Annotated in this window: 4 protein-coding genes (1 of these 4 cut by a window edge); 3 read left to right on the forward strand and 1 reads right to left on the reverse strand. The window is 66.1% G+C overall.

All coding sequences use genetic code 11. The annotated features are described in order from the left end of the window. Nucleotides 1–18,460, forward strand: partial view of a LacI family DNA-binding transcriptional regulator gene (locus tag OHB12_RS33240; RefSeq protein ID WP_327114044.1) — the 3' portion only. 91,304 nt of this gene lie to the left of the window's left edge; only the last 18,460 of its 109,764 coding nucleotides appear in the window; its start codon lies off the left edge, out of view; the stop codon is at nt 18,458–18,460. Between the two features lie 331 nt (nt 18,461–18,791). Here the strand turns inward: OHB12_RS33240 and OHB12_RS33245 are convergent, their stop codons facing one another. Further along, on the reverse strand, nt 18,792–19,493 hold the full coding sequence (locus OHB12_RS33245; protein WP_327114046.1) for a FadR/GntR family transcriptional regulator: 702 nt from the start codon (nt 19,491–19,493) through the stop codon (nt 18,792–18,794). A gap of 243 nt (nt 19,494–19,736) precedes the next feature. Here OHB12_RS33245 and OHB12_RS33250 point away from each other — a divergent pair, with 243 nt between their 5' ends. After that, nucleotides 19,737–20,666: a dihydrodipicolinate synthase family protein gene (locus tag OHB12_RS33250; RefSeq protein WP_327114047.1), complete on the forward strand. Its 930-nt coding sequence runs from the start codon at nt 19,737–19,739 to the stop codon at nt 20,664–20,666. Between the two features lie 11 nt (nt 20,667–20,677). Then, nucleotides 20,678–22,165 carry a sialate:H+ symport family MFS transporter gene (locus OHB12_RS33255; protein WP_327114048.1) on the forward strand — a complete coding sequence of 496 codons (1,488 nt, stop codon included), beginning with the start codon at nt 20,678–20,680 and terminating at the stop codon, nt 22,163–22,165. The last annotated feature ends 106 nt before the right edge of the window (nt 22,166–22,271 follow it).

Below are 22,271 nucleotides of genomic sequence, written 5' to 3' on the forward strand. Positions count from 1 at the left end.
CGCTGCACTGGACATGACCAGCGATCTAACTGGAACAATCCACCGACTGGACGAATTCGTGCCAGCGGTGATCGGGAAGCTCCCCAGACTGAGTGGACTCTTTTTCCACCTAGAACTGACCGTTCCCGCGGGCACTCCGGCGTTGTTCCTGACCGGATTGTCACCCACCCAGCATTCCGTTCCCGGCCTCCTGCTGGCCCGCGGGATGCACTACCGCATCGACAGGGTCGTAGACCAGGGTAGCGGTGAGTGGCTGATTCAGGCGACGGTTGTCCCCGAGCCGGGTCCGCGATCCACTTCCGGACCCGACCAGGCGACACCGCCTGCACGAGAACAAGGGCCGCGAACGGAAGGGCAGAGCGGGGCAGTCGATCCTCGAGTCGTGGTCGGCTCGCCCCAATGGCGAGATCATCACGAAGTCGATTTGATCTCGGCTGCGGGCGTGACGGACAGGGGCGGGCAGCCCGGCCGGCAGCACAAGGTGAACGAAGATTTCTTCGCAATCACAACGGCGGATATCGCCGGCGAGCAGTGGACTTTGGCAGCGGTAAACGACGGCGTGTCCAGCCAGGGCCACAGCGAAGAAGCCGCGGAGATAGCTGCCGAAGCAGCCACTGCTGTTCTGCATCAGGAAGCTGCCCGTGTCCGGGCCGGCGGCAGACCGGACCCGGTGAAGACCATGAAAATAGCGGCCGAGGCCGCGCACCGTGCCGTTCACGCCCTGATATCGGAGAAATACGCCGACTCCGAACTTCCTCCCGGATGCACCATGGTGCTGGCGCTGGTGACTCCGACACAGATTCTCACCGACGTGGTCGGCGATTCCATCGCGTACTGGATCCCGCTCGACGGCGGACCCGCGATCCGGCTGACCGAGGATGACTTCTATCTCGCGGAATTGGCGAAGCGACGCGGCACGACGGTGGAGGCACTGAAGGCATCGGGGTTCAACCCATCGGTCTCCACCCGTTTTCTGGGTAAGGACTTCGAATGGCGAGGGCCGGAGCCCAAGGTCCACAACCTCACCGGCAGAGGAATTGTGGCGCTGTTCTCGGACGGCGCCGTGAAGATCCATTCCAAGGACAAGTCGAGCGCGGACACCGTCGAACAGAAGATCGCGGACAGCGTCAGGCACAAGCTGGAGCAATCCTCGGGTAGCCTGCTCGGCGCGTCGAGAGCGATCGTGCAGCACGCCATCGATATGGGTGAACACGACAACGTCACCGCTGTCCTGATGGACCGCCCCTGGAGCAAATCCGGTTTCGAGGTACTCGCAGGGCAACTGCGTGCGCACAGTGGACCTTCTACACCGCAGGATGGTTCCGCGCCGTATCACCCCTCCGCCTCAGCGCGCCGTCCCGGCGGTGGGCTGCCGCTGGCCGATCCGGTGGTGGCCGAGCCGGTTGTCTGGGTGCGGCACGGCCTTCCTGGGCATGGCAATGATTGTGTGCCGGTGGCGTTCGGGGAGTTGGAGCGGGTGCATGGCGCGGGGTTGGTGGATTGGTCGGGGTTGGGTGCGGTCGGGCCGGAGGGTGTGTCGGGTAGTCGGATTGTTGGTGCGTTGCGGCGGCATCGGCCGGTAGGTGTTGCCGATCGGGCTGTTGATGTGTTGCGGCATCGTCCGGAAGGTTTCGCTGATCGCGAGGCGGTTTTTCGGGAGGTGGCGGGGCGTGGTGTGAATGCCGCGGCGGTGATGTTCGAGGTGTACGACGACACCGGTATGGGGCATGCGGTGCTTTTGGTGCACAAGGGCGCTGGTCGGGTTGTGGTTCGTGAGGGTGACCTGGAGACGGACTTCGAGCAGTGGTGTAGGGATCGTCCGGATCCGACTGGTGTGTGGGCGGCTGTGGTCGACGAGAACGGCGATCTTGTGATCGGCCTGGGCAAGCCGGAGTCGCCGCTGTTCCCACTGGACAGGACCTTCGGACAGAAACCGGAATTCTCCGATAACCCTCCCGACGCCACACATACTGAACCGCCAAGTGGCGGCCGTGTTCCCCCGGGAGAACCGCACGCGCGCACGTTCGGTGAGGTGCGTGATCAATTCGGGCCGGAGATTTTCTGGATGGTGTTGTCCGAGGTGGGTGATCGGGGGTTGGCGCAGGCGATAACCCGAGATGTATTTGCGTATGCGGAGTCTCGTCTCGGGGTGATCGCCGAAAAGCGTGGTCTCGCCGATGGGCTGCGTGAGGTCGTTCATCGCGTCATGTTCGAGCGGTTGCGCGGGGGGATTCTGGCGGCGTTGCGGGATGCGGAGGTAGCCGAATCCGCGCTGGAATACTGGGTGTTGGCCGAGACGAGCACAGTGACGATCGAGCAGTGCTTGGCACAGCTGCGCTCCGGCTGGCGCCAATGGTTGGTGTTGCGGTTCAGGGAGGGGAAGTCGCGGGCCGAGGCTGCGGTGGCGAGGCGCTTGGGTGGTGCGAGCGCGGACACGATCGCGAAGCTGGAGCTCGATGCGATCCGTGGGTTGTCGGCCAAGTTGATTGCTGCCGATTTCGGCGTAGATCTTCCTGTCGACCAGCCTGAGCCGGATGGGCCGGCGTATCAGCATGGTGTGGACGTGCTGCCGCCGGTGGATTCGCAGGAGTATGCGGAGTTGCTGTCAGCGGTGGAGGAAAGGGTGCATCCGAAGGTTCGGGATGCGATGGCAGGCGATCTCGGGGCGTTGCTACGTGCTATCGATGGCCTTCCATCGTCCGACCAGCGGAAATTTTGTGCCCTGCGGATCTTCCAGGGTTTGTCTCTGGAAGAGACGGCAACGGCGATGGGCAACAGCACCTTGGCGCGGGTCAAGGGGCTACGGGACCGTGCCGGGACGGCGTTGGCCGAGCGACTTCCTGCCGAGGTCGGCAAAAGCGCCGAACCAGCGCCTGCCGAGCAGACCAGCGCCGCGATCGAGGGCTCGAGCCCAGCTGGTGACTCGAGTGCGGCTGGTGGTGGCGAGGCGTCGGTCACCGGCCGCTACCGGGCGTTGGATTTGGTAAAGGCGGCTTGGCGGGACGACCGCGCCGCAGTGCTTGTCGCGATGGGGCGACTCACCCGCTTCGAGCGGAAGTCCATCCGGCTGCGGATTATCGAGGGGCTTTCTCTCGCCGACATGGTGACGGCGATGGCAGATGCGAAGCGCAGCGAAGCGGGGCTCAGCCAACTGTATAAAAAGGCCATCCGCAACTTGGCCGAAGAACTCACCGGTTTCAGGGCACTGACGAATGCTGAGGCAAGGGCGCGGGTCAGGGCGGCTCAGCGCTACGACGCAGCGGGCTTCGAGCGTTTTGTTCGGGAGCTGGGCACCGATCAACTCAACGCTGACGAGCGGCGGCTCGTCGAACTGCGATTCCTGGAGAACCTCGAGCACGGCGCGATTGCGGCCGTTATGGATAAATCCGAGTCTGCGGTCGAGAAGCTGCAGGACCGCGCCGTCGGAAAATTGGCAGTGCTGCTGATGGCCGCATTGCTTCCCGACGGTGAAAAGTACACCGTCCTCGGTACGGTCCGACCAGCCACCGCCGATGATGTGGCCCGAGTGGTCGGGGTGAGCCGGAAAACGGTCGACCTGGTGCTCAGGGGTGCGAATCCGGTGGACCCGAGCACTGTGCGACGTCTGCTGGCCGCCGCCGAGGTACTCGGGTATCAGCCAGGCAGTGGTGAAACCCATACGGCCGTGCGGACGTTGCCCGATCGGCCGCCCGCGGAGTCGCCGGTTCCGGCAGTGGATGATGGTGCGGCCGAGTATGTGGAATCGGCGCACAGTCTCAACTGGTGCGTGCCATTGGTGTTGGGAGAGTTGGCGGATTCCGGTGTGACGGGTGTGCGGATACTCGAGAATGTCGGTTTGGCGGGGGTTCTGGCACCGGTCGCCCAGGATGCGATGGCCGGTTGGATGCTGGAGATCCCGGTCGATCCCGACCGCCCGGACGATCCGCATGCGGCGGTCAAGCGCCAACTGATTCAGCTCGGCAAGGGTGCACAGGCTGTTATCGTCGACGAGTACGCCGACGAGCATCACGACATGGTCGACGGGAAGCCGGTAGGCGCCCACATGTACCGATTGGTGAATGTGGACGGGCACCGGATCGAGGTGCGGGATCCGGGGCGTGGCCGGGTCCACGAATACCCGCCGGTCGCCGGGCGGCGGTTGAAGGGCTCGTGGTCGACGTTGTTTGCCGCGGACAAGAGTCGGGTGCATCCGCTCGAATCCGAGAGGCCGGCAGAATATTCGGGGATTCTGCCGGAATCGTATATCGGCAAGGGGTTGCCGCTGGATGAGACCTTCGGGCGGAATCCCGATGATGAGCGGCCGCCATCGGCCGCCGAACGCGGAACGCGGCATTCGGATTCGGCAGAACCAGCCTCGGTGGAGGACGGCCCGGCTGCCGAGTTGCTGCGTACCGTGATGGCGGCTGACCGCGAAGCAGTGTTGTCGGTGATCGCGGAACAGGCTGAGCCACAACGAGAATTGCTGCAGCGGGTTTTCGTGGCAGATCCGCCCAGGTCGGTGGATGGGGCGGCGCGACGGTTGGGATTGTCCCCGGGGGAGGCAGACCAGCTGCGGCAGGGGATCGCCGCGACGTTGGAGCAGTTGGCGATTCCGGTCCAGATATTGAACGCGCAGAAGAGATTCCGGCTACAGACAATTTTGCGTAAACGCCCATGGGAAGGTGTGGTCGCGCTTCGCGAACTGGGTGCGCATGATCGACTGCATCTGGCGTGCGTCGAATTCCGGATACTGGTGGACGTCCCCAGGTCGCTCGAGGGGTTCGCCGCGGAATTGGGCATCTCCGCAGCAGCGGTGATACGCCACGAGCGTCTCGGTGTGGAATGGTTGACAACGTTCTTCGACGATCGAATGCCGTTGGGCACGGCGGCGATCTTGCTTGTGCATGCCCGCGACCACCATCGCGATGTGTTGGACCGGGTGCTGGATCTGTTTCATGCACACAGCGCCGTACAGTGCGGACTGATCCGAACGTGGCTCGCCGACGAGGCTGTGGCATCGGCCGCCGCCCGACGCCGGTTCATAAATCAGCCCGCGTTGCAGAACGCCGCGAAACGCCTGGCTTCTTGGCTGGCGACGGAACTGGATCCGGTGGCGGAAGTAGAACGTCGGGAACGTTTCGACCGCCAGGTCGATCGAGTGACGGTGCCTGACACGTCACCTGCTGCTCAGGCGCGATGGTCGGAAGCCAGGGTCGAAGCCGCGGTCCCGCCTGATATCGCGACGGCGAATGTCGCGAACGCGGAAGCGGGCTATTGGCTCAAGTGGCTGGCCATGTGGTGGGGTGCTACCCGTCACGGCATCCGCGACCTGGACCCGCATCCCGATGGCCACCGGCCGGATCCCAGCACCGTGTTGGAGCATTGGCCGAACCGGTATGCCGAGACACTGGCCTCCGACCGGCCCCTGGACACGTTGTACGCGGCGTTCCGCGAGTTCCTCCGGATAGAGCCGTTGCCGGCGGGCGGCGTGGCTGTCCACAACGACGGACACGGCCCACGCACGCTGTGGATAATGGCTGCCGAGTTGGCGGTGATCTACGAGCTCGGGTTCCCTTTCAACGCGTCCGAGGATGCGGTGCGTGAAGCCATTGAACGTGTTCGACCAGAACGGTTGACCGCGATCGCAGCGGTGCTGGAACCGGTCGACACGCGGAACGCGGCGCGGCTGAAGCGGATGGCGACCCTCGTGGCCAGGTTGTCCGCGGAATCGGAGTTCTTCGCGGACGTGTTGCGGTCGCCGGTCCCCGACACCTGGAGCTGGCCGTCCCCGGACCGACACGAGCAGGCCAGGGCCCTGTCCGCGCCGATCACCATCGACCTGACGGGCCCGGAGGCGCCGGTTTCGGACCTCGTTGTCGATGCCGAGTCGTCGACCTTGGGCGATGTGGTGGCGCGCATCGAGCACGCCCAACACCACCAGCCTCAATTGCTGACGGCCGTCATCGAAGAACAGCTCTACACGAGCTCGGTCAAGAGTCACTCGGTTGCTGTCGACCTGTTGCTGCGACACGGGCCATCTCGATTGCCGGAACTGTTGGCCAGGTCACTCGATATCTCCGTCGAGCAGGCGAAAAGGTTGCTTCATGCGGCGTTGCAGGGGGTGGTCGACCGGCTTTCCGTCGCAGCTGTGTCGACCGAATCTCCTGTGCTGCAGCATGTTCGGTTGCCGGACCTGGTAGAGGACGAGATCCCGGCCGCGTTGACCGAGATCGGTTGCGCGCTCAACTGGCTGAGACTGCGGTACGGATACCTCACATACCACCTGCCCGTCTTCGAACCTGCGGACGACGAGGCGTGGCGGTCGATAACCATTCTGGAGCGGTGGGGCGCTGCCTTCCGCACGCAGTTGCGAGCCGACCCGATGTGGACTGCTTTGTCTAGTAGGGTCGAGAGCTATTTCCCGCTGGACACTGAAGCTGTTCACCCGGTGCTGATCCGCAACGGCGGTCCGGGCCCGGCATTGCTGATGCTGTCGCGGATAGAGGAAATGCTATGGCGCATCGTGGGATCGCCGCTGCAGCCTGGGGAGGACGCGGAACGCAGGGTCGCCGAACTTGTGCACCCGGCTCGGTTGGCTCGGATCGTCGCGAAGCTGGATCCGAGGTCCGACCCCTACGGGTTGGTAGTGCAACTGACCAGCGAGGCCCTCCTGAAGCTCCCCGCGGAATCGGGGGTGCTCGGGTCTGTGGTGCATGGACCCGCGCCGGAGACGGTGGATTGGCCCGCCGCTGTGGAATGGCACCCGGCGTGGGCGAGCATCGCTGTGCGGCCGCCGATGTCCTTGCTCCCGCCGGACACCGGCGGCACGGCGGCAACCGCCGGACCCGCCCCCGACCCGAAGTCGATCCCACCCGCGCCACCCCGAGAACCCGCCACCGGCGAACGGCCGCGACTCCGCCCTACCCCCGCCGATCTGCGCGCCTTGGCGGAACGAAAGCGGAATCCTCCCGCCGCCCCGACGACATTCGCCGCGGCGACCCCCGGAATCGGCCATGAGACATGGGCATTCGGCCCGGCGCTCGGGACACCGCGGGATGTCGCCGATGTCATGGACGAGCTGGGGGTGCCGGAGCGGGAGCGGGAGCCCAATCCGATCGCGAACCCGTTCGGCAGGCGGGGAATGCTTGATTCCGGAGTCTGGTTCGCACATGACCCGCACCTCGGATCGGATGCGCACGCATTCGACCCGTACGTGGCGGGTGTTTCGCGGGCGCGCCGGGAACGCGCCGCGTTGGCCGCACGGCAGTATCGGCTGCGCACGGAAGGCGATCAGGAGGCCGCGGAGTGGTTGGCCGGGCGGATCAGTGAGCTCGACGCGACACTGGAGCAACCGGATTCGCCGCCCGAGCAGGTCGGCGAACCCGACCGCCGTGATGCGGAAAGCATATTGCGCGAGCACGGAATTCGGGCTGTGGGGGTCGACACCGCGAACTCGGACCGGAACCGGGTGGCGGCGATCGCGCGCCGGCTGTGCCATGCACTGGTCGAGCATGTCGGATTCGACGTGCGCGAGATACGGTTCGAACCAATGGACCTGGGCGTGTTCTGGGATGTCGACTTCGATCTGGACAGCGCCGAAATGTCTTTCGGGGTGGGATGGTTTTTCGCCCGGTCGATCACGTTCAACGAACGGTATCTGACCGATCCGAGGCGGCTGGCGCACGACTGGGCGCAGGCGGTGGCGGAGGGGCGGATACGTGGCCCGGTCGACGACCCGGTGACCGGGATGGCCGACCGCGCCATCGCCGCAACCCTGGTCATGACGGGTGGCTGGGCCCCCATCGCCTCGATGATGGAAGCCCTGGCCGCCCGGCACGCGGCCAGCGGCAGCTCCATGGCGCTGGATGCCTGGTATTACGCGCAGTTCAGGGAATTCGGTCGCCTCCCGAACGGCGCGGTCGACGAAACGGCGTTGTTCGTCGAGGCGTTCGCCGCGGTGGAACGTGGCGACGACACCGCCACCGACGGCGACGTGGTCTTGCACACGTTGCTGCGCGACAGCGGCCGGGAAGAGATCCGTCGGCAGGAGTGGGTCGCGGCCATCGCCGCGCAACACCGCACCGCGTCCGAGGCGGAACAGCAGGCCAAGCAGCAACTCACCAAGCGGTTGACCGACCGCGGCTTCCACGTTTGGGGATTCGACAACCGGCTGATCCCGGTCCAAATCGTGCGCGAATACGTCGAGACGGTGGAAACCCTGGCGGACCGATACCGCTTTCTCGACTCCTTGGAGCGGTACGACATGCTGGGCTGGCCGGACCTGTGGATCGATGTGCCACACGGCGAGATGGACGGCACGTCGGATGTGGCGGACATGCTGGTCGAATTCCACGAGGACGGCCGGATCGCCCTGAACCCGCTGTGGGCGGCGGCGCCGGAGGAACTGCGCCGCCGGGTACGCGCCGACCTCGCCGCAGGCAGGCGGCGCGGCGACCCCGAACACCCGACCGCCGGGCTGATCATGAACGCGCTCGCTCGCTGGGTGTCCGACTTGGTCGAACCCGACCAGGCCGCGATCGACAACCCGGGTATCCAGCCCGAAGTCGACAAGCTGCGAGCCCTGTTCGGGTCGATCGACACCGGCGAGGTCGGGTTCGACGACTGGTTGCACACCCAGTTCTCCGAATCCTGTTTCCCCGAAGGCGTTTTCGATCCGGCTGAGGCAGTGGTGGAGTCGTTCATGCTGGGCGAGCTCGACCTGGAGCGCACGGCGGGTGAGGACCTCCTGCATCGCCACCTGCAGGACCGGATCGCCGCCGCTGCCGAGCGCGCGGGCACGGACCGGTCCGAGCCGGCGCCGTTGCCGTTGCCGCCACCTTCAGAGGAGCCGGTGGCCGAGGCGGCCGTCGACCCGAGTGTGCTGGTGGACGAACAGGGCAGGCCGAGGCCCGAACTGGCCGCGGCATTGAACCTCTCGCACGAGCAGGTGCCCGCCGACATCGACGAGACGCCCGTGGTCACCGCGGAGGACGACAGCGCCGGGTGGCGGGCGCAGAACCCGCACGGAGTGCTGCTGGTCGATGAATACGGCCCGCTCGGCGGCGATTCCGGGCTGCAGATGCCCCGCGACCACGCGATGCTGATCGCCGATGCGGCGATAAAGTCGAACCACATCGCCCAGGGGTTCAACAACCGCATCTACTACATCGGGGAATACGTGGTGCTGGTGGTGAAACCGGTGCAGGGGGTGGACCCGAAGCAGTTCCCACAGCACGTGATGTTGACGGAACTGGCCAGGGCCGGGGTGGTGAAATCAACTCGAGTGTTGCACGTGCTGACAAACTTCCGATTGCCGGAAGGCACTGTGGTCGACGAGTCCGCACCGGTGTTGATCATGGAGCGGAAACGCGGGCGGGTGCCGACGCAGGAGGAGTTCTATCGGCTACGGCCGAAGATCCTCCGGGATCTGAAAACGATGACCGAGCAGTTGCGCACGGTCGACCAGGAACCACTGCGCCGCTACCTTCCCGCGAACACCCCGACGAACGTGTGGGAGTTCGCCCGTTACCTCATTGCCGAACGACGAAAAGTCTTCCGGCAGTTCGCGGCCGCAGGGATGCGGGGAAAATTCCGGGATCTCGGCATCGTCAGTGATGATGTCGCCGACCCGTACGCGGTGTTGGAGCCGTTGATCCCGCTGCTGGTGCCGGAAGATCTCTGGCCCGGGCACGGCGACTGGATTCCGGACAACATGTTGATCGCGGACGACGAGTTGCAGGTTGTGTTGGACTGGGAGCTGGGGCTGTTTGCCCCGGAATCGTACAACTGGGCGATCCTGCACTACCGCGGTGTCCCCGGCTACGTTCCCAGCAGCCTGGGCGGGCCGAACATGTGGTTCTGGTTGCTGGTGTGCCACATCGCGCGCACCGTGGACGACGCCTCCCGCCAGGTCCCGGGCGGTCGAGACACCACCTACCTGGCCAGTCTGGTTGTGTTGCACATGCTGCACGGCCGCAATCCGAGGGGGGCCGCGGAAGTGGTGCGCCGGGCTACCGGCAGCGTACCCCGGGTCGATATCGGAACCGAACCGAAAATCACCATGCTGATCCTCCGGGAGGAGGGCGTCGTCTACAACGACGAGCTCATCGACCAGGCCGCCGCGGCCGCGGTCGAATTCGTCGGCCACCAAGTGGCGGAATGGCCGTCCTACAAACGTTCGGCGATCAGAAACCTTGTCAACCTGGCGGTTTCCCACGCGCTCACCGAATCGCATGGGAAAGTCGTGGTCATGGTGGACAAGGCGGCGCTGCCGGAATGGAACCGCATGGTGCGGTTCACCGTGTCCAGCGACGCCCCGGTGCTGTTGGACTGGTCCTTCCTCCCGGACGACATGCGGGACTGGTTCGGGGAATGCGAATCGTCCTTCGTGACCGACCCTTACGAGGGATTGACCAATGCGGCCGTATTCGTCAGTCGAACAAGATATTTCGGCACCATCAGCGCCGACAAAGCGATGGCGGCCATGGCGCGTTCCTTCCACCGACTCCTATCCGAACCCGACTCCTACTACCGGCATCTGGGCGTGCCGCAGGACCTCCGCGGCGAACTGCCCCGAGACGAGGCGTGGAACCTGTTGCAGCTAGCGGCGCAGTGGGCGGTCGGCCGGGTGGAGGGGCCGCACTGGGAGGGCGTCGCGGTCGGTGACGGGTACTGGGTGTGCTGGGACATCCCGGACCGGACCGAATCGCCCGGCAATCCTCTGGGGCTGCGCCCGTTCGCGGGCCGTGAACACCTAGTGGCGCAGGCGTTGGTAGCCGCCCAGGTGGACTTGGCGCCGCAGGTCCTGCGGGTCTTTCCTGGCCAGGAGGTGTTCGAAGGCGACAATCCGCCACGGCTGGCGCTCATCATGCGGCGGATCCCCGGCGAGCCGCGCACCGGCCACGCCCTGGAACGGATGTCCGACGAAATCGCTTATGCCGCATCGGCGCACCTGCGCCAGCTGGAACAGGTGCCGGTGGGGACGCTGCCCGCGCTGCCCTCGGGTTGGCCGACCAACTCCCGAGACTTCCTGCGGCACCTCATCGACCACGCGCGCGCGGCGTTCGAACCACACCGGGAGCGGGCGGCCGCCTTGGGGATCATCGACGCTGCCGACCCGTTCCGGTCGGTGTCCGCCCGGATAACCGAACTCGAGTTGCGCGAACTGCAGTTGGTGCCCAGCATTTTCGACCCCACCAACATCCTGTTCACCAACGACCGGGTGTCCGGGATCACCGGCGCGCTGTGTTGGGGTGACCCGTCCTGGCTCTGGGCGAACCTGCACAGCGCCAATCTGACGGTGCCACCGGAGCACCTGGACGGCAACGCCCTGATCTACATCCATTTCCTCAGAACGTGGCGGCTCATGCGCGGGGTCATCGACATGGCCTCGGATCAGAGCCTGGAACCGGCGGAGCAGGTATTCGCGATTGCGGAGGAAAGCCCCGAGCACCCTGTGGTCACGGTGGTGGAACTGCCGCCGGGGGACGAGTTCCGGGCGGTTGGGGAGACAACCGGACGGGACATGACCCCGGACGAGGCCGTCGAGATCGTCGCCACGGTGCTGCACCACGGCGAGGCCACCGAGGACACCCGTACCTACTCCTACGAGTTCGGCGATTACCGGGTCGAAGTGGAGAAGCCGGCGCAGGGGTATCCGTGGGAGCGGATTCCTCAGCATGAGGTGGTGGAATTCCTGGCCGGGCACGGCGTCGAATGGCTGCCACAGGTGCTCTGTGTCCTGGGCGGCCACGACCCGGTGGGACAGATGCGGGACGGCGGCAGCCGGATACCGAGCGGATGGACGCGCGGCATCCGGCTGCCGGGAGGGCTGGTGGCAGACGAATCCTCGCGGGTGGTCCTTCTGCGCCGCAACCCGAACGCCCATGTCGCCACGGCCGAGGAGTTCGACCGGCATCGGGACCGGATCATGGCGACCCTGCGGGAGCAGGCCGCGCAGCTGGAGCGGATTCCACTGGAGGAGATGACAACGTGGTTGCGGCGGTGGGTGTCCGAGCTGGATCTCCCCGGGAACCGCTATTGCGGCGATGTGGTCGCGTTCCTGTGGTCGCAACTCGGTGCCCGGAGAACGGACTTCGAGCACCGGTGGGGTGGCGGGTTGGGAACCGTGTTCCGCGGGTTGGAAATTCCCGACAGGCCGTATCATCCGTTCTACGAATTGGAGAGCGCGCTGGTTGTGGAAACGATCCGGATTCTGCACACGGCGCTGCGCCCAGAAAACCTGTCGATCGATGACCACGGCAACCTGATCGAGGTCACCGGCTGGGACAAGGCCCGACCCGGTCCCTCGTCGTGGGACCTGACCATGCTCGAATCCATCGGTATTCCATCGGTTTCCGAGCCGGACGACCACCCCAACCGGGCGGTCTGGCGGCAGTTGCACGCTGTCCAGGAGGTGATCGAGCGGGCGTTCGACCAGTTGGGCACCGACCCCGACCCGGCGTACTTGGAACGTTTCGTCGCCGCGCGCAGGTTCTGGGGACTGCCTACCGATACCAGCGCGCAGCTGCTCACCGCGGTGGTCGCTGGACCGGAGAGCCGGTTGGCGGCCGAGCTGCCCGAAGCCCACACGCTGCGTCGTAGCCACCTGGTACGCGAGGACGGGCAGCGGATCGGCGCGGCCGAGACGCGGGATGCGGTGCAGGATGCGGGCAATTTCCTGCGCCGCTCACTGGCGCGCTGGTCGCCCACGCGCCCGACACACGTGCGGGCAGCGGCGGCCGCCCTGGGCACGGTGGTCCGGCATGCGCTGGACATCACCGACACCGGCCGGGTGATGGTTACCGTCGACGAGATCGCCGCTCCCGCATGGAACCGGACGCTGCACGTGCGGGTGCTCTACGCCGGCTCGCAGCCGTATCTGCCGGAACAGCTGCCCGAGGACGTAGAGGGGAACCTGCACACGGTGACCGCGGCGGCGCTGGACGACCGCCACGAAGGCTGGGCTGCCTGGTCGTTCAGTTTCGCGATCCGTACCGCGGTCTTCGACGCGACTCGGGCGGACGAGGTCGCCGGCGCGCTGCCGGCGGACGTGCTGCGGCCCACCCACACCTCGGCGCACCGCTACCGGCCGTTGGGGCTGCTCCCAGGGGCCGGCCCGACCATGACCGAGGACGAAGCGGTCGCCGTGCTGACCGGTCCGGACGCCAATGGGACCGGTTCGCTGGTCAAAGGCGTGCACAGCTGGGGGACCGCGGTCGGCGACGGTTTCTGGGTGGCTCGGCCGCGACCGCGGCATCCCGACGAGATGAGCCCGCAACCCTGGCAGTACCACGGGCATCGCGTGCTGATCGCCATGACCCCGCACGTCGCGTTGACGCCGCGGGTGCTGCACGTCGCGGCGGGCGGCCGGGTGCTGATCATGCAGCGCCTGCCCGGTCATTCGGGCACCAGGGAAGAGCTGGAGATGCTCGGCGGGGAGGTCACCACGGTGACCGAGACGCTGTTGACACAGCTGGCGTCGGTGCCGGAAGACACCTTGCCCGCACTGCCCGCGGGATACCCGAGACGTCCTGCGGAATTCTTGGACATGCTCGTCGACACCGCGATGGCGGTGTTCGACCGGCACCGGGAGGCACTGCAGGAGGTGCTGGGCTGGCTCGATATCCCGGACAACCCGTTCGCTCCGGTACTTGTGCAGCGGGAAGCTCTGGCCGAGCACCCGCTCCAGCTGATCCCCGGGGCGCTGGGGTCCGAGGACTACCTGTTCGGCAACGGGGTGATCACCGGCATCACCGGGAGTGGGATCTCGTTGCTGTGGGGCGACCTGTCCTATGCCTGGGCGGTGCTGCAGAATTCCGATTTACCGGTGCCGTGGTCGGCCGATGGTAATGCCGAGATTTACCGGGGTTTCCTGGTCGTTCGGGACGTCCTGTCCGGCTTGATCGAATTGATCTCGCCCGAGGTGACGTCCGCGGACCGCGTCGCGGTCGAGCGGCGGGTTCGCCGCAGTATCCACCGGGCTCACAACCTGTGGGGAGTCCGCAGACAGAGGCAGGACGCGATCGACGCGGTGCTGGCGAAAATCCGCGACCGGGCCGGCGAAACGATCCCACCGGTGTTCGACGCGCCGGAGAACTTCGACCGGCTGCCCGCCATCGGCAAGCACGCCATTGCCCGCGCCGAAATATCCCAGGACATCCGGGCTTTCGACACCGACACCGACGCGGTCCGGTTTGCCCAGCCCCAGGCCGGGCAACGACTACCGCTGACCCACGCCCTGATCATCATGCTCGCGATCCCGGACGCGATTCCAGCCGCCGTAGCACAGCTCCCCCCAGACACCGTCGCCGAGATCGGAGCTCGCCCGTCGGATCGATTGTCGGACGGGAACATCGGGTATCTGCGGGTACCCCGCGGCACGTTGGTGCAGTGGGAGTCGGACATCGACGGCAACCCGCGTCTGCGGCTGGTCCACGGCGGCGACGTCCAGGTGACCCGTGCCTTCTCCGACGAGAACGGCTACGGAAACATCTACGGCAGGCTCACGCCCCGTGGCGACGGCAGGCCCGACGGCGGTCCGGATGCGCCGGAAACGCTGTCGCTGCCGCCGGACACGGTGGCGGCGGCCGAATTCGGTCGCCAAGGCTCCGAAGCCGCGGACACGGTCGGTGCGCATGTTGCCGAAACGGCGGCAGGCCAGGAGGCGATGGACCTCGCCACGGACACCGCGCGAAGCCGGATCGGGCGCCACCATGGCGTCGGGCAGTGGATCCGGAACACGGTTGCCCGGCTGGGTTTCGGGCGCGGTTCGACGGCCGTCGGCGCTATGGACGCAGCCATGGCCAAGCCGGTGCCGCTGCCCGATCCAGATCGGGTTCCGCGAACCTGTGGTCCGGTGGGATTGCGGTTCGGCCGGGACGAGCTCGGCCTGCCGGTGCGGGTCCAGGAGCTGACCGCCCAGATTCGGGCCAGGGGATTGTCCGGCCGCGAGATCGTCGAGGCCACTGACGGCAACTGGCAGGGCTTCCGGCTGGTGTCGCAGATGGCGGAGTTGGCCGAGAACGGGCACACGGTGTTCGGCGCGGCCAATTTCGGTGGCCGCCGGGGTGGGCACCTGTTCGTGATCTATCAGGATCCGAAGACCCGCAGGGTGATGGTGCACGAGGGACTCGGGGACACCGAACGCACTATCCCCTATGCCGAGTGGAAACCGCCGACCGGTGCGGTGGGCTACGCCGGAATCGTGTTCGGCCAGGACAAGCTGCCGGTGGACCCGGTGAATCCGGCGACCGGTCCGCGGTTCGACCCGGAGGTGAGCATCCCGGAGTGGGTCGGTACCCGGCGGGCTGCCGGAGACGAGACAGCACTGTTGGTCGAGGCGATCCAGAAATACCAGTCGAGCCTGCTGGCGCCGCTGCTGGCACAGCTGTCGGAGGACGAACAGTGGTTGTTCCACCGGTTTTTCGAGCTCGGCGACGAGCTCAATCCGATCGGGGAGGAGATCGGCAGGAACCGCAACGCGGTTCGACGGCGGGTGAACAGCCTTGCCGAGAAACTTTTGGGGTTGCTGCCTGCTGACACTCTCGAACGTTTCACTGCCGGTGGGGTGATTCGGCTGGCCACTGTGGCGGATATTGCTGCGGATGCGGGGGTGGGCGTGCGGATGGTGCAGCGGGTGCGTGGTGATGCGCGGGGAATCGATCCCGAGGTGCGGGAGCGGGTAGCGTCGTCGGAGCGCCGAATCGGGTTCCAGACCGGCCGCCGTGTCATCGTTGTCGATGCCGCGGACGTGGACGTGGACGAGATACAACAGCGGACCCCGATTCCGGTGGTGACCGGAACCGAAACACCGCCGCCTTCTCTTCGGGAGAGCCCACAGTTGCGGGCAGTCAATGAGGCCGATCGGGACATGCTGCGCGATTGCATTGCCCGGCTGAAGGATCCGGACGACCAGCTGCTCGCCACCTGGTTGTTCCTGGACAAGCTGAAACCCGCCGCTGTAGCCGAACGGTGGGGATGCGCCACACGCCTCGCCATCAAGCGGCGCTACCAGCTGGCGATGTCGTTGGCGATTCTTCTTTCCGGCCGCCCGTTGCTCAGCGACGGAGAAGTCATCTTGCTGGTCGAGGTGATTCAAGAGCACGACGTGGATGTGCTGCGGCCGTTGACGGCAGAGCTTTCCCCGGACCGGCAAGCGCTTTTCGAGCAGTTCTACGTCGATCACCTCGGCACCGAAGACATCACGGCACGGGAAGGGCTCGGCCGAGGCGTCGCCTACGATCGAATTGTCCGGATCGCTCGGCTGTTGACCGAAAAGATCCCGGTGGAACTCATGCAGTGGTACACCCGGGGAAGACTGCGGCGGGTCGAGTTGGAGGATGTGGCCGTTCGGGTGGGGTTGAGCGTGCCGACGGTGCGTTCGATACTGCACAACTACGCCGACAAGCTCGCCAGAATCCCTGCGGCTACCGTGCGTCGGACGCGCGAGGCGGCCGATTACCTGGGGTGGACTGTGGAGCACCAGGCGGTTGTGATGGAGACGCCGGCTGGTGTCGTGCCGGTATTCGGGTCGAGGGACCGCGAACTCGTCACTGCTGCCAAGTCAGGCGTTGCGGAGGCGGTGGATCTGTTGTGGGACCATCACCGCGGCGTGGTCGACCGGTTGCTGTCGCGGTTGCGTGAGCCGAGGCGGGTGCAGCTGACGGCGGAGGTGCAGCGGCGGGTACGCCAGGGCGTGTCCGACTTGGAGCCGGACACGGATGTGGCGCGGTGGTTCGGCGAGGTGACCGAGCAGGTGTTGCGGCAGTGGCAGCAGTACGCCGAACACATCCGTTTCCGCCAGGCGGTGCAGGAGTATGCGCAGCCTGTTGAGGTGCGGGAGACCTTGGCGCGGGCGAGCGATCGAGATTTCCTGGCTGCGTTCCGGTCATTGCCCGTGGGTTGGCAGGAGATTTTCCGGCTGCGTTTCCACGTCCAGGAGAGGACCGCAGCGCAGGTGGCTACCCGCAAGGGGGTGAGCAAGGCTGCGGTCGAGGAGTTGCTGGACGACGGGATTGCGCAGCTGGGGGAGCGGATTGCCCCGCGTGCCCGCGTATTGGTGTTGAAAGGGGTGGCAAGGGATCACTCAGCGGCGTTGGAACCGCTGCTGGGGCGGTTGTCCACGGAGGACCAGGAGCTGTACAACCGCTGCTTCGTCCAGGGACACCAGCCGTCGCGGGTCGCACGGGACACAATGTCGGAGTGGGTGGCACTGCACAACCGGCTGGAGAACCTGGCCACCGCTCTGCTCGGCGGGCTGCCGGGGCAGCTGTGGAGCGGCTATCTGGCCGATCTGCCCGAGGACATCCGGACCCATGGGGCAGCTGATACCGGATTGGACCACGCGGCGGTGCTGCTGATCGAAGCGGTCCAGGCGAGTGAACCGGAGTTGCTGCGCTCGTGTGCCGAGCGGCTGGCCGAGGAGGACCACCCGCAGTTCGACCGCTATTTCGCGGACGGTTGGATGCCGTCGGAGATTGCCGCGGAGAAGGGATCCCCAACACGGTCGGTCAGAGCCGATCTGCGTCGGCTGGCAACCGAACTGCTCGACATGTTGCCCGCCGATCTCGAACAGCGCTACACCGGTGGCGGCCGGCTGCGCCGGGCCCGCCTGCCGGACGTGGCACAGGAAGCCGGGGTCGGGCGCGCCACTGTGGTGGCGGTGCTGCAGGGCGGAGTCGAGGTGGATCCCGCCGAGCGGCAGCGGGTGCTCGATGTGGTGCGCCGACTCGACTATCACCCGGTCCGTGCGGGGGTGGTGCGCGACAGCAGTGCCAACCGGACCCGGGCCTCGGCGCCGGACAGCCCGATTCCGCGAGTCTTTCTGCCTGGGGCCCTGCCACGGATCTGCGGCCCCGTGGCGTTTCGGTTCGCGCACGACCGGCTGGGCCTGGACGTGGATGTGCCGGAAATAGGCAATGCCAGGATCCGCACCGCAGGCATGTCGGGTATTGCGGTGGCGGTTGCCGCGAAAGGGAATTGGCACGGGTTCGACGACATCGGGCAGATGGCCGAGCGGGCCGCCATGGGCGGGACGGTGTTCGGTGCGGTGAACTTCGGCGGTGACCTGGGTGGGCATCTGTTCGTGGTGTATCAGCACCCGGAAACCGGTGTGGTGATGGTGCACGAGGAGGTGGATGGCGTCGAAGCAGACGTCGCGGTCGAGGACTGGGTGCCACCGGAAGGCGTGGTGGGCTACGCCGGGATCGTGATCGGCAAGGACAAGCGGCCGATGGATCCGGTGGATCCGGAGACCGGTCCGCGGTTCGACCCGGAGGCGAGTATCCCGGAATGGGTCGGTCACCGCCCCGATGATGTCGAGCCGCCCGATCCGGACGGCTCCGCCGAGCCGCCGACTGCTGCGGAGCCGGACGAATCGGGACTGCCGCCCGGCAGCAAGCAGCTACCGGATCCGGGGGCACGACTTTCCGATGAGGGCGCCATCGCCGGGCTTCCCGAGCAAGCCGCGGCGGGAGGGTGAGAGCCCGACGCCGTTTTCGAACGGTTCCGGCGTCGACTTGTCGCGGCGTTGTCGGAGCTGGGATGGGAGGAGTCCACTCCGGAGCATCGTGCGCTGACGCGGATGCCGTCGCCGAGTCTCGACGGGAATCGTCTACCGGTACGAATAGCCGCTGACGGCGGGACCACCTCCGAAGTCGTGGAATGGTTGCGCCCTGTCACCATGTGTCAGAAGTGGCTCGACGCGCGCCGAGGCCAGCACAAGACTGCAGAAAGCCCGCGGACGCGAGTAGGACAGCCATCAGCTTCGAACTCACCACCCTCGAGTATCAGGCATGCCGGTGGCGGTGTTGTCAGGCCGACGCGGGTATCGGCCGCGGTAGTCGCCTGGAGCGCGTCTCGATATCGGCGAAATGAGCCGACATCGCCGCTCGCGCGGCCTCGGGGTCACCTGCGCGTAGCGCGTGCAGGATCAGGCGGTGTTTGGCGATGATCTCGGAACGCTTCCACGTGGTGGGACGTAGGTCGGCGTCGATCTGGTGGTAAACAGTCCAGAACAGATCGATGAGCTGGGTGGCGATCTCGTTGTCCACCCGCTGGTACAGCGTCAGATGGAACTTGCGATCCGTTTCGGCCAGATCCCCGGTCTCCATCTCGGCGATCGCCTCTTCGAGGTCCGCCAGGAACTGGTCGTCGGTCAGCCGCGCCGCCTCGTCGATCAGCGCGACCTCCAGTATTCGGCGCACCTGGACCAACTCGGCCAGATCGTCGGCGTCATGCCGGACCGCTTGCTGTGCCCGGAACCGCAAGGCGGGCAACATCGCGGTCATCGGCGCATGCCCGACCACAGTGCCGTGGCCGTGCCGAATGTCCACGATCCCCAGCGTGTGCAGGGCCCGCAACGCCTCGCGCACCGAGTTGCGGCTCGCCCCCAGTTCGGCCATCAGCTGCGGTTCCGGCGGCACCACATCGCCCGGTCCCAGACCGCGTTCGAGAATCAGGTTGACAACCCGCTCCTGCAGTGACATCCCTTGCGGACCTCTTCTGGCAACCATGCCCTCGACTTGTTCGTCTCATAGGACATGGTACGTCTCGGGGCTCGTCTCGGATGGCGAGCTGATTCCCATGGTGGTGGCCGCCGGTCTTGACTCGCTTTCGCCCGCCCCCTACTGTCGTGGGACATCCTACGTCCTATGTCCAAGGCGTTCCGCCTTGTGGTCGGGATGACGGATTGTTCAATCGGCGCCGAGCGTGCTGCGGCACACCGGTTCACCCATCCAGAGGCATTGGAGCCGACTATGGCAACGACGTTTCGGGGCATCGTCCCGCCGGTGTGCACTCCGCTGCGCGACAACTTCGGTGTCGACGTGCGATCTCTGTGCAGGACGGTGGATTTCCTGCTGGACGCGGGTGTGCACGGTCTTTTCGTACTCGGCTCTACCAGCGAAGTCGCCTATCTTCCCGATCGCCATCGCGCGCTGGTGATGGAGACCGTGGTGGACCATGTCGCCGGACGTGTACCGGTGCTCGTCGGATGTATCGATACGACGACGTTGCGTGTCGCCGAACACATCGACATGGCCGGGCAAGCAGGCGCGGACGCTGTGGTGGTCACCGCGCCGTTCTATGCCAGGACCCATCCCGGCGAAATCGAGCTCCACTATCGGATGTTGCGTGACCGGACCGAGTTGCCCATCGTCGCTTACGACATACCGACCGCGGTACACAGCAAACTGGACTCCGACCTGGTGCTCCGCTTGGCCGAGGACGGAGTGCTGGCCGGAATCAAGGACTCCAGCGGTGCCGATGCCTCGTTCCGTGCCCTCGTGCTGGGCAAACGGGATCGCGGGTTGCGCGACTTCGCCGTGCTGACCGGTTCGGAGCTGTTGGTCGACACGATGCTCGCGCTCGGTGCCGACGGAGCGGTCCCCGGGCTGGCGAACGTGGATCCGGTGGGTTTCGTCGCCATCCATCGCTTCATGAGCGACGGCGATTCGGCTGCGGCGCGGTCCGAGCAGGAGCGGCTGCTGCGCCTGTTCTCGATCATCGATATCGGCGCACCGGACCGGATGGGCCGCGGCTCCGCCGCCTTGGGCGCGTTCAAGTCCGCGATGAAGCTGCGCGGAGTGATCGACAACGCCGTGACGGCGCCACCGCAGGTTCCGCTCGATGACGAAGAGGTCAAGCAAATCGAGGCGATCCTCGCCGAAACCGGCCTGCTGCCCTGACGAGATTCGGTGTGGGCAGTCCCGTGACAAGTGATGCGGAATCCACTCGGGCCCGGACACTTCCGTGGTACCGGCAGATCGATGTGCGGCAGTGGAAGTCGTTCACCGCCGCCTGGCTCGGCTACCTGCTCGACGGTTTCGATTTCGTGCTGATCACATTGGTGTTGACCGAAGTCGAAGATACCTTCGGGCTGACTACGGCCCGGGCGGCGAGCCTGGTGTCGGCCACGTTCATCTCCCGCTGGGCGGGTGGTCTCGCGCTGGGCGCACTGGGCGACCGTTACGGCAGGAGGCCCGCCATGGTGGCCTCGATCGGACTGTTCAGCCTCGGCACCCTCGGCTGCGGGCTGGCGCCTTCGTTCGGTGTGTTGTTCGTCGCGCGGCTGATCATCGGGCTCGGGATGGCTGGTGAGTACGGCGCCAGCTCCACCTATGTGATCGAGTCCTGGCCGACGCAGCTGCGGAACAAGGCGAGTGGGTTCCTGATTTCCGGCTATTCGATCGGAACCGTAGTGGCGGCCGGTGCCTATGCCCTGGTGGTTCCCCTCTTCGGCTGGCGCGCGTTGTTCTTGATCGGAGTCGCGCCGATCATTGTCGCCGTCTGGCTGCGGCGCAGTCTGCCTGAGTCACGAGATTGGGAAGCCACAGTCGGTCCGCAAGAGTCGCCCTCGGCATTGCATGTGCTGTTTCGTGGTGGTAGGGCGGCGGTGAATGCCGTGCTCGCCGCAGTGGCGTTCGCCGCACTGTTGCTGATATTCACCAGTACGGCGCATGGCGTCGTGGTGGCTGTGCTCGCCGTAGCGACCGCACTGGTCTTCGTGTCGTACACAGTGCAGCTCAATGGTGCCCGCTGGCCGACCGCCATTACCTTGATGGTCACCGTATTCGCCGCGTTCCTGTACTCGTGGCCGATCCAGGCACTACTGCCCACATACCTGAAGAGCGATCTCGGGTACAGCCCTGGCCACACCAGTATGGTGTTGTTCTTCGCCGGATTCGGTACGGCCGTGGGCTGTTGCGTTGCCGGATTCGCTGGTGATCGGTTCGGGACGGTGCGGGCATACTGGGTAAGCCTGGCGCTGTCGCAGCTGCTGATCTTCCCCGTCTTCGCTGTCGGCGGCGCGAGTCTGGTCCTGCTCGGCGTTCTGCTGTTTCTCCAGCAGGTGTTCGGCCAGGGGATTTCCGGCCTGCTACCGAAATGGATCGGCGGATACTTCGCCGTCCGCGATCGCGCCGCGGGCTTGGGGTTCACCTACAACGTCGGCGCTCTCGGCGGTGCGGTGGCACCGGTCCTCGGCGTCGCTTTGACCGGGCGTATCAGCCTCGGTGCCGCGCTGGCGATGTTGTCATTCGGGTTGACCCTCGTGGTCATGATGCTCATTGCGGCCGACGCCCCGACCCGCGTACAGCGATGGCTGCGGCCGGATGCGGTGTGGGTCGGAGACACCATCGACGGCAGCACGCGCAGGGCGGCTCCCGCCCAGCCGGATCTCGAGTGACTATGTTCGGCGGGTCGGACCGGCGGCCTCGGCTATCGGGCCGGGATCAGATCGACATCGGACGGATGCGACGATCTTCCACCACGTCAGGATCAACCCGTGTTCG

The sequence above is a fragment of the Nocardia sp. NBC_01730 genome (genome assembly GCF_035920445.1).
In the GTDB taxonomy this organism is placed as follows: Bacteria; Actinomycetota; Actinomycetes; order Mycobacteriales; family Mycobacteriaceae; genus Nocardia.

Excerpts from the sequence above, each read along its gene's own strand:
- OHB12_RS33245 (WP_327114046.1), bottom strand. The coding sequence starts at position 19,493 with ATGGTTGCCAGAAGAGGTCCGCAAGGGATGTCACTGCAGGAGCGGGTT.
- OHB12_RS33250 (WP_327114047.1), top strand. The coding sequence starts at position 19,737 with ATGGCAACGACGTTTCGGGGCATCGTCCCGCCGGTGTGCACTCCGCTG.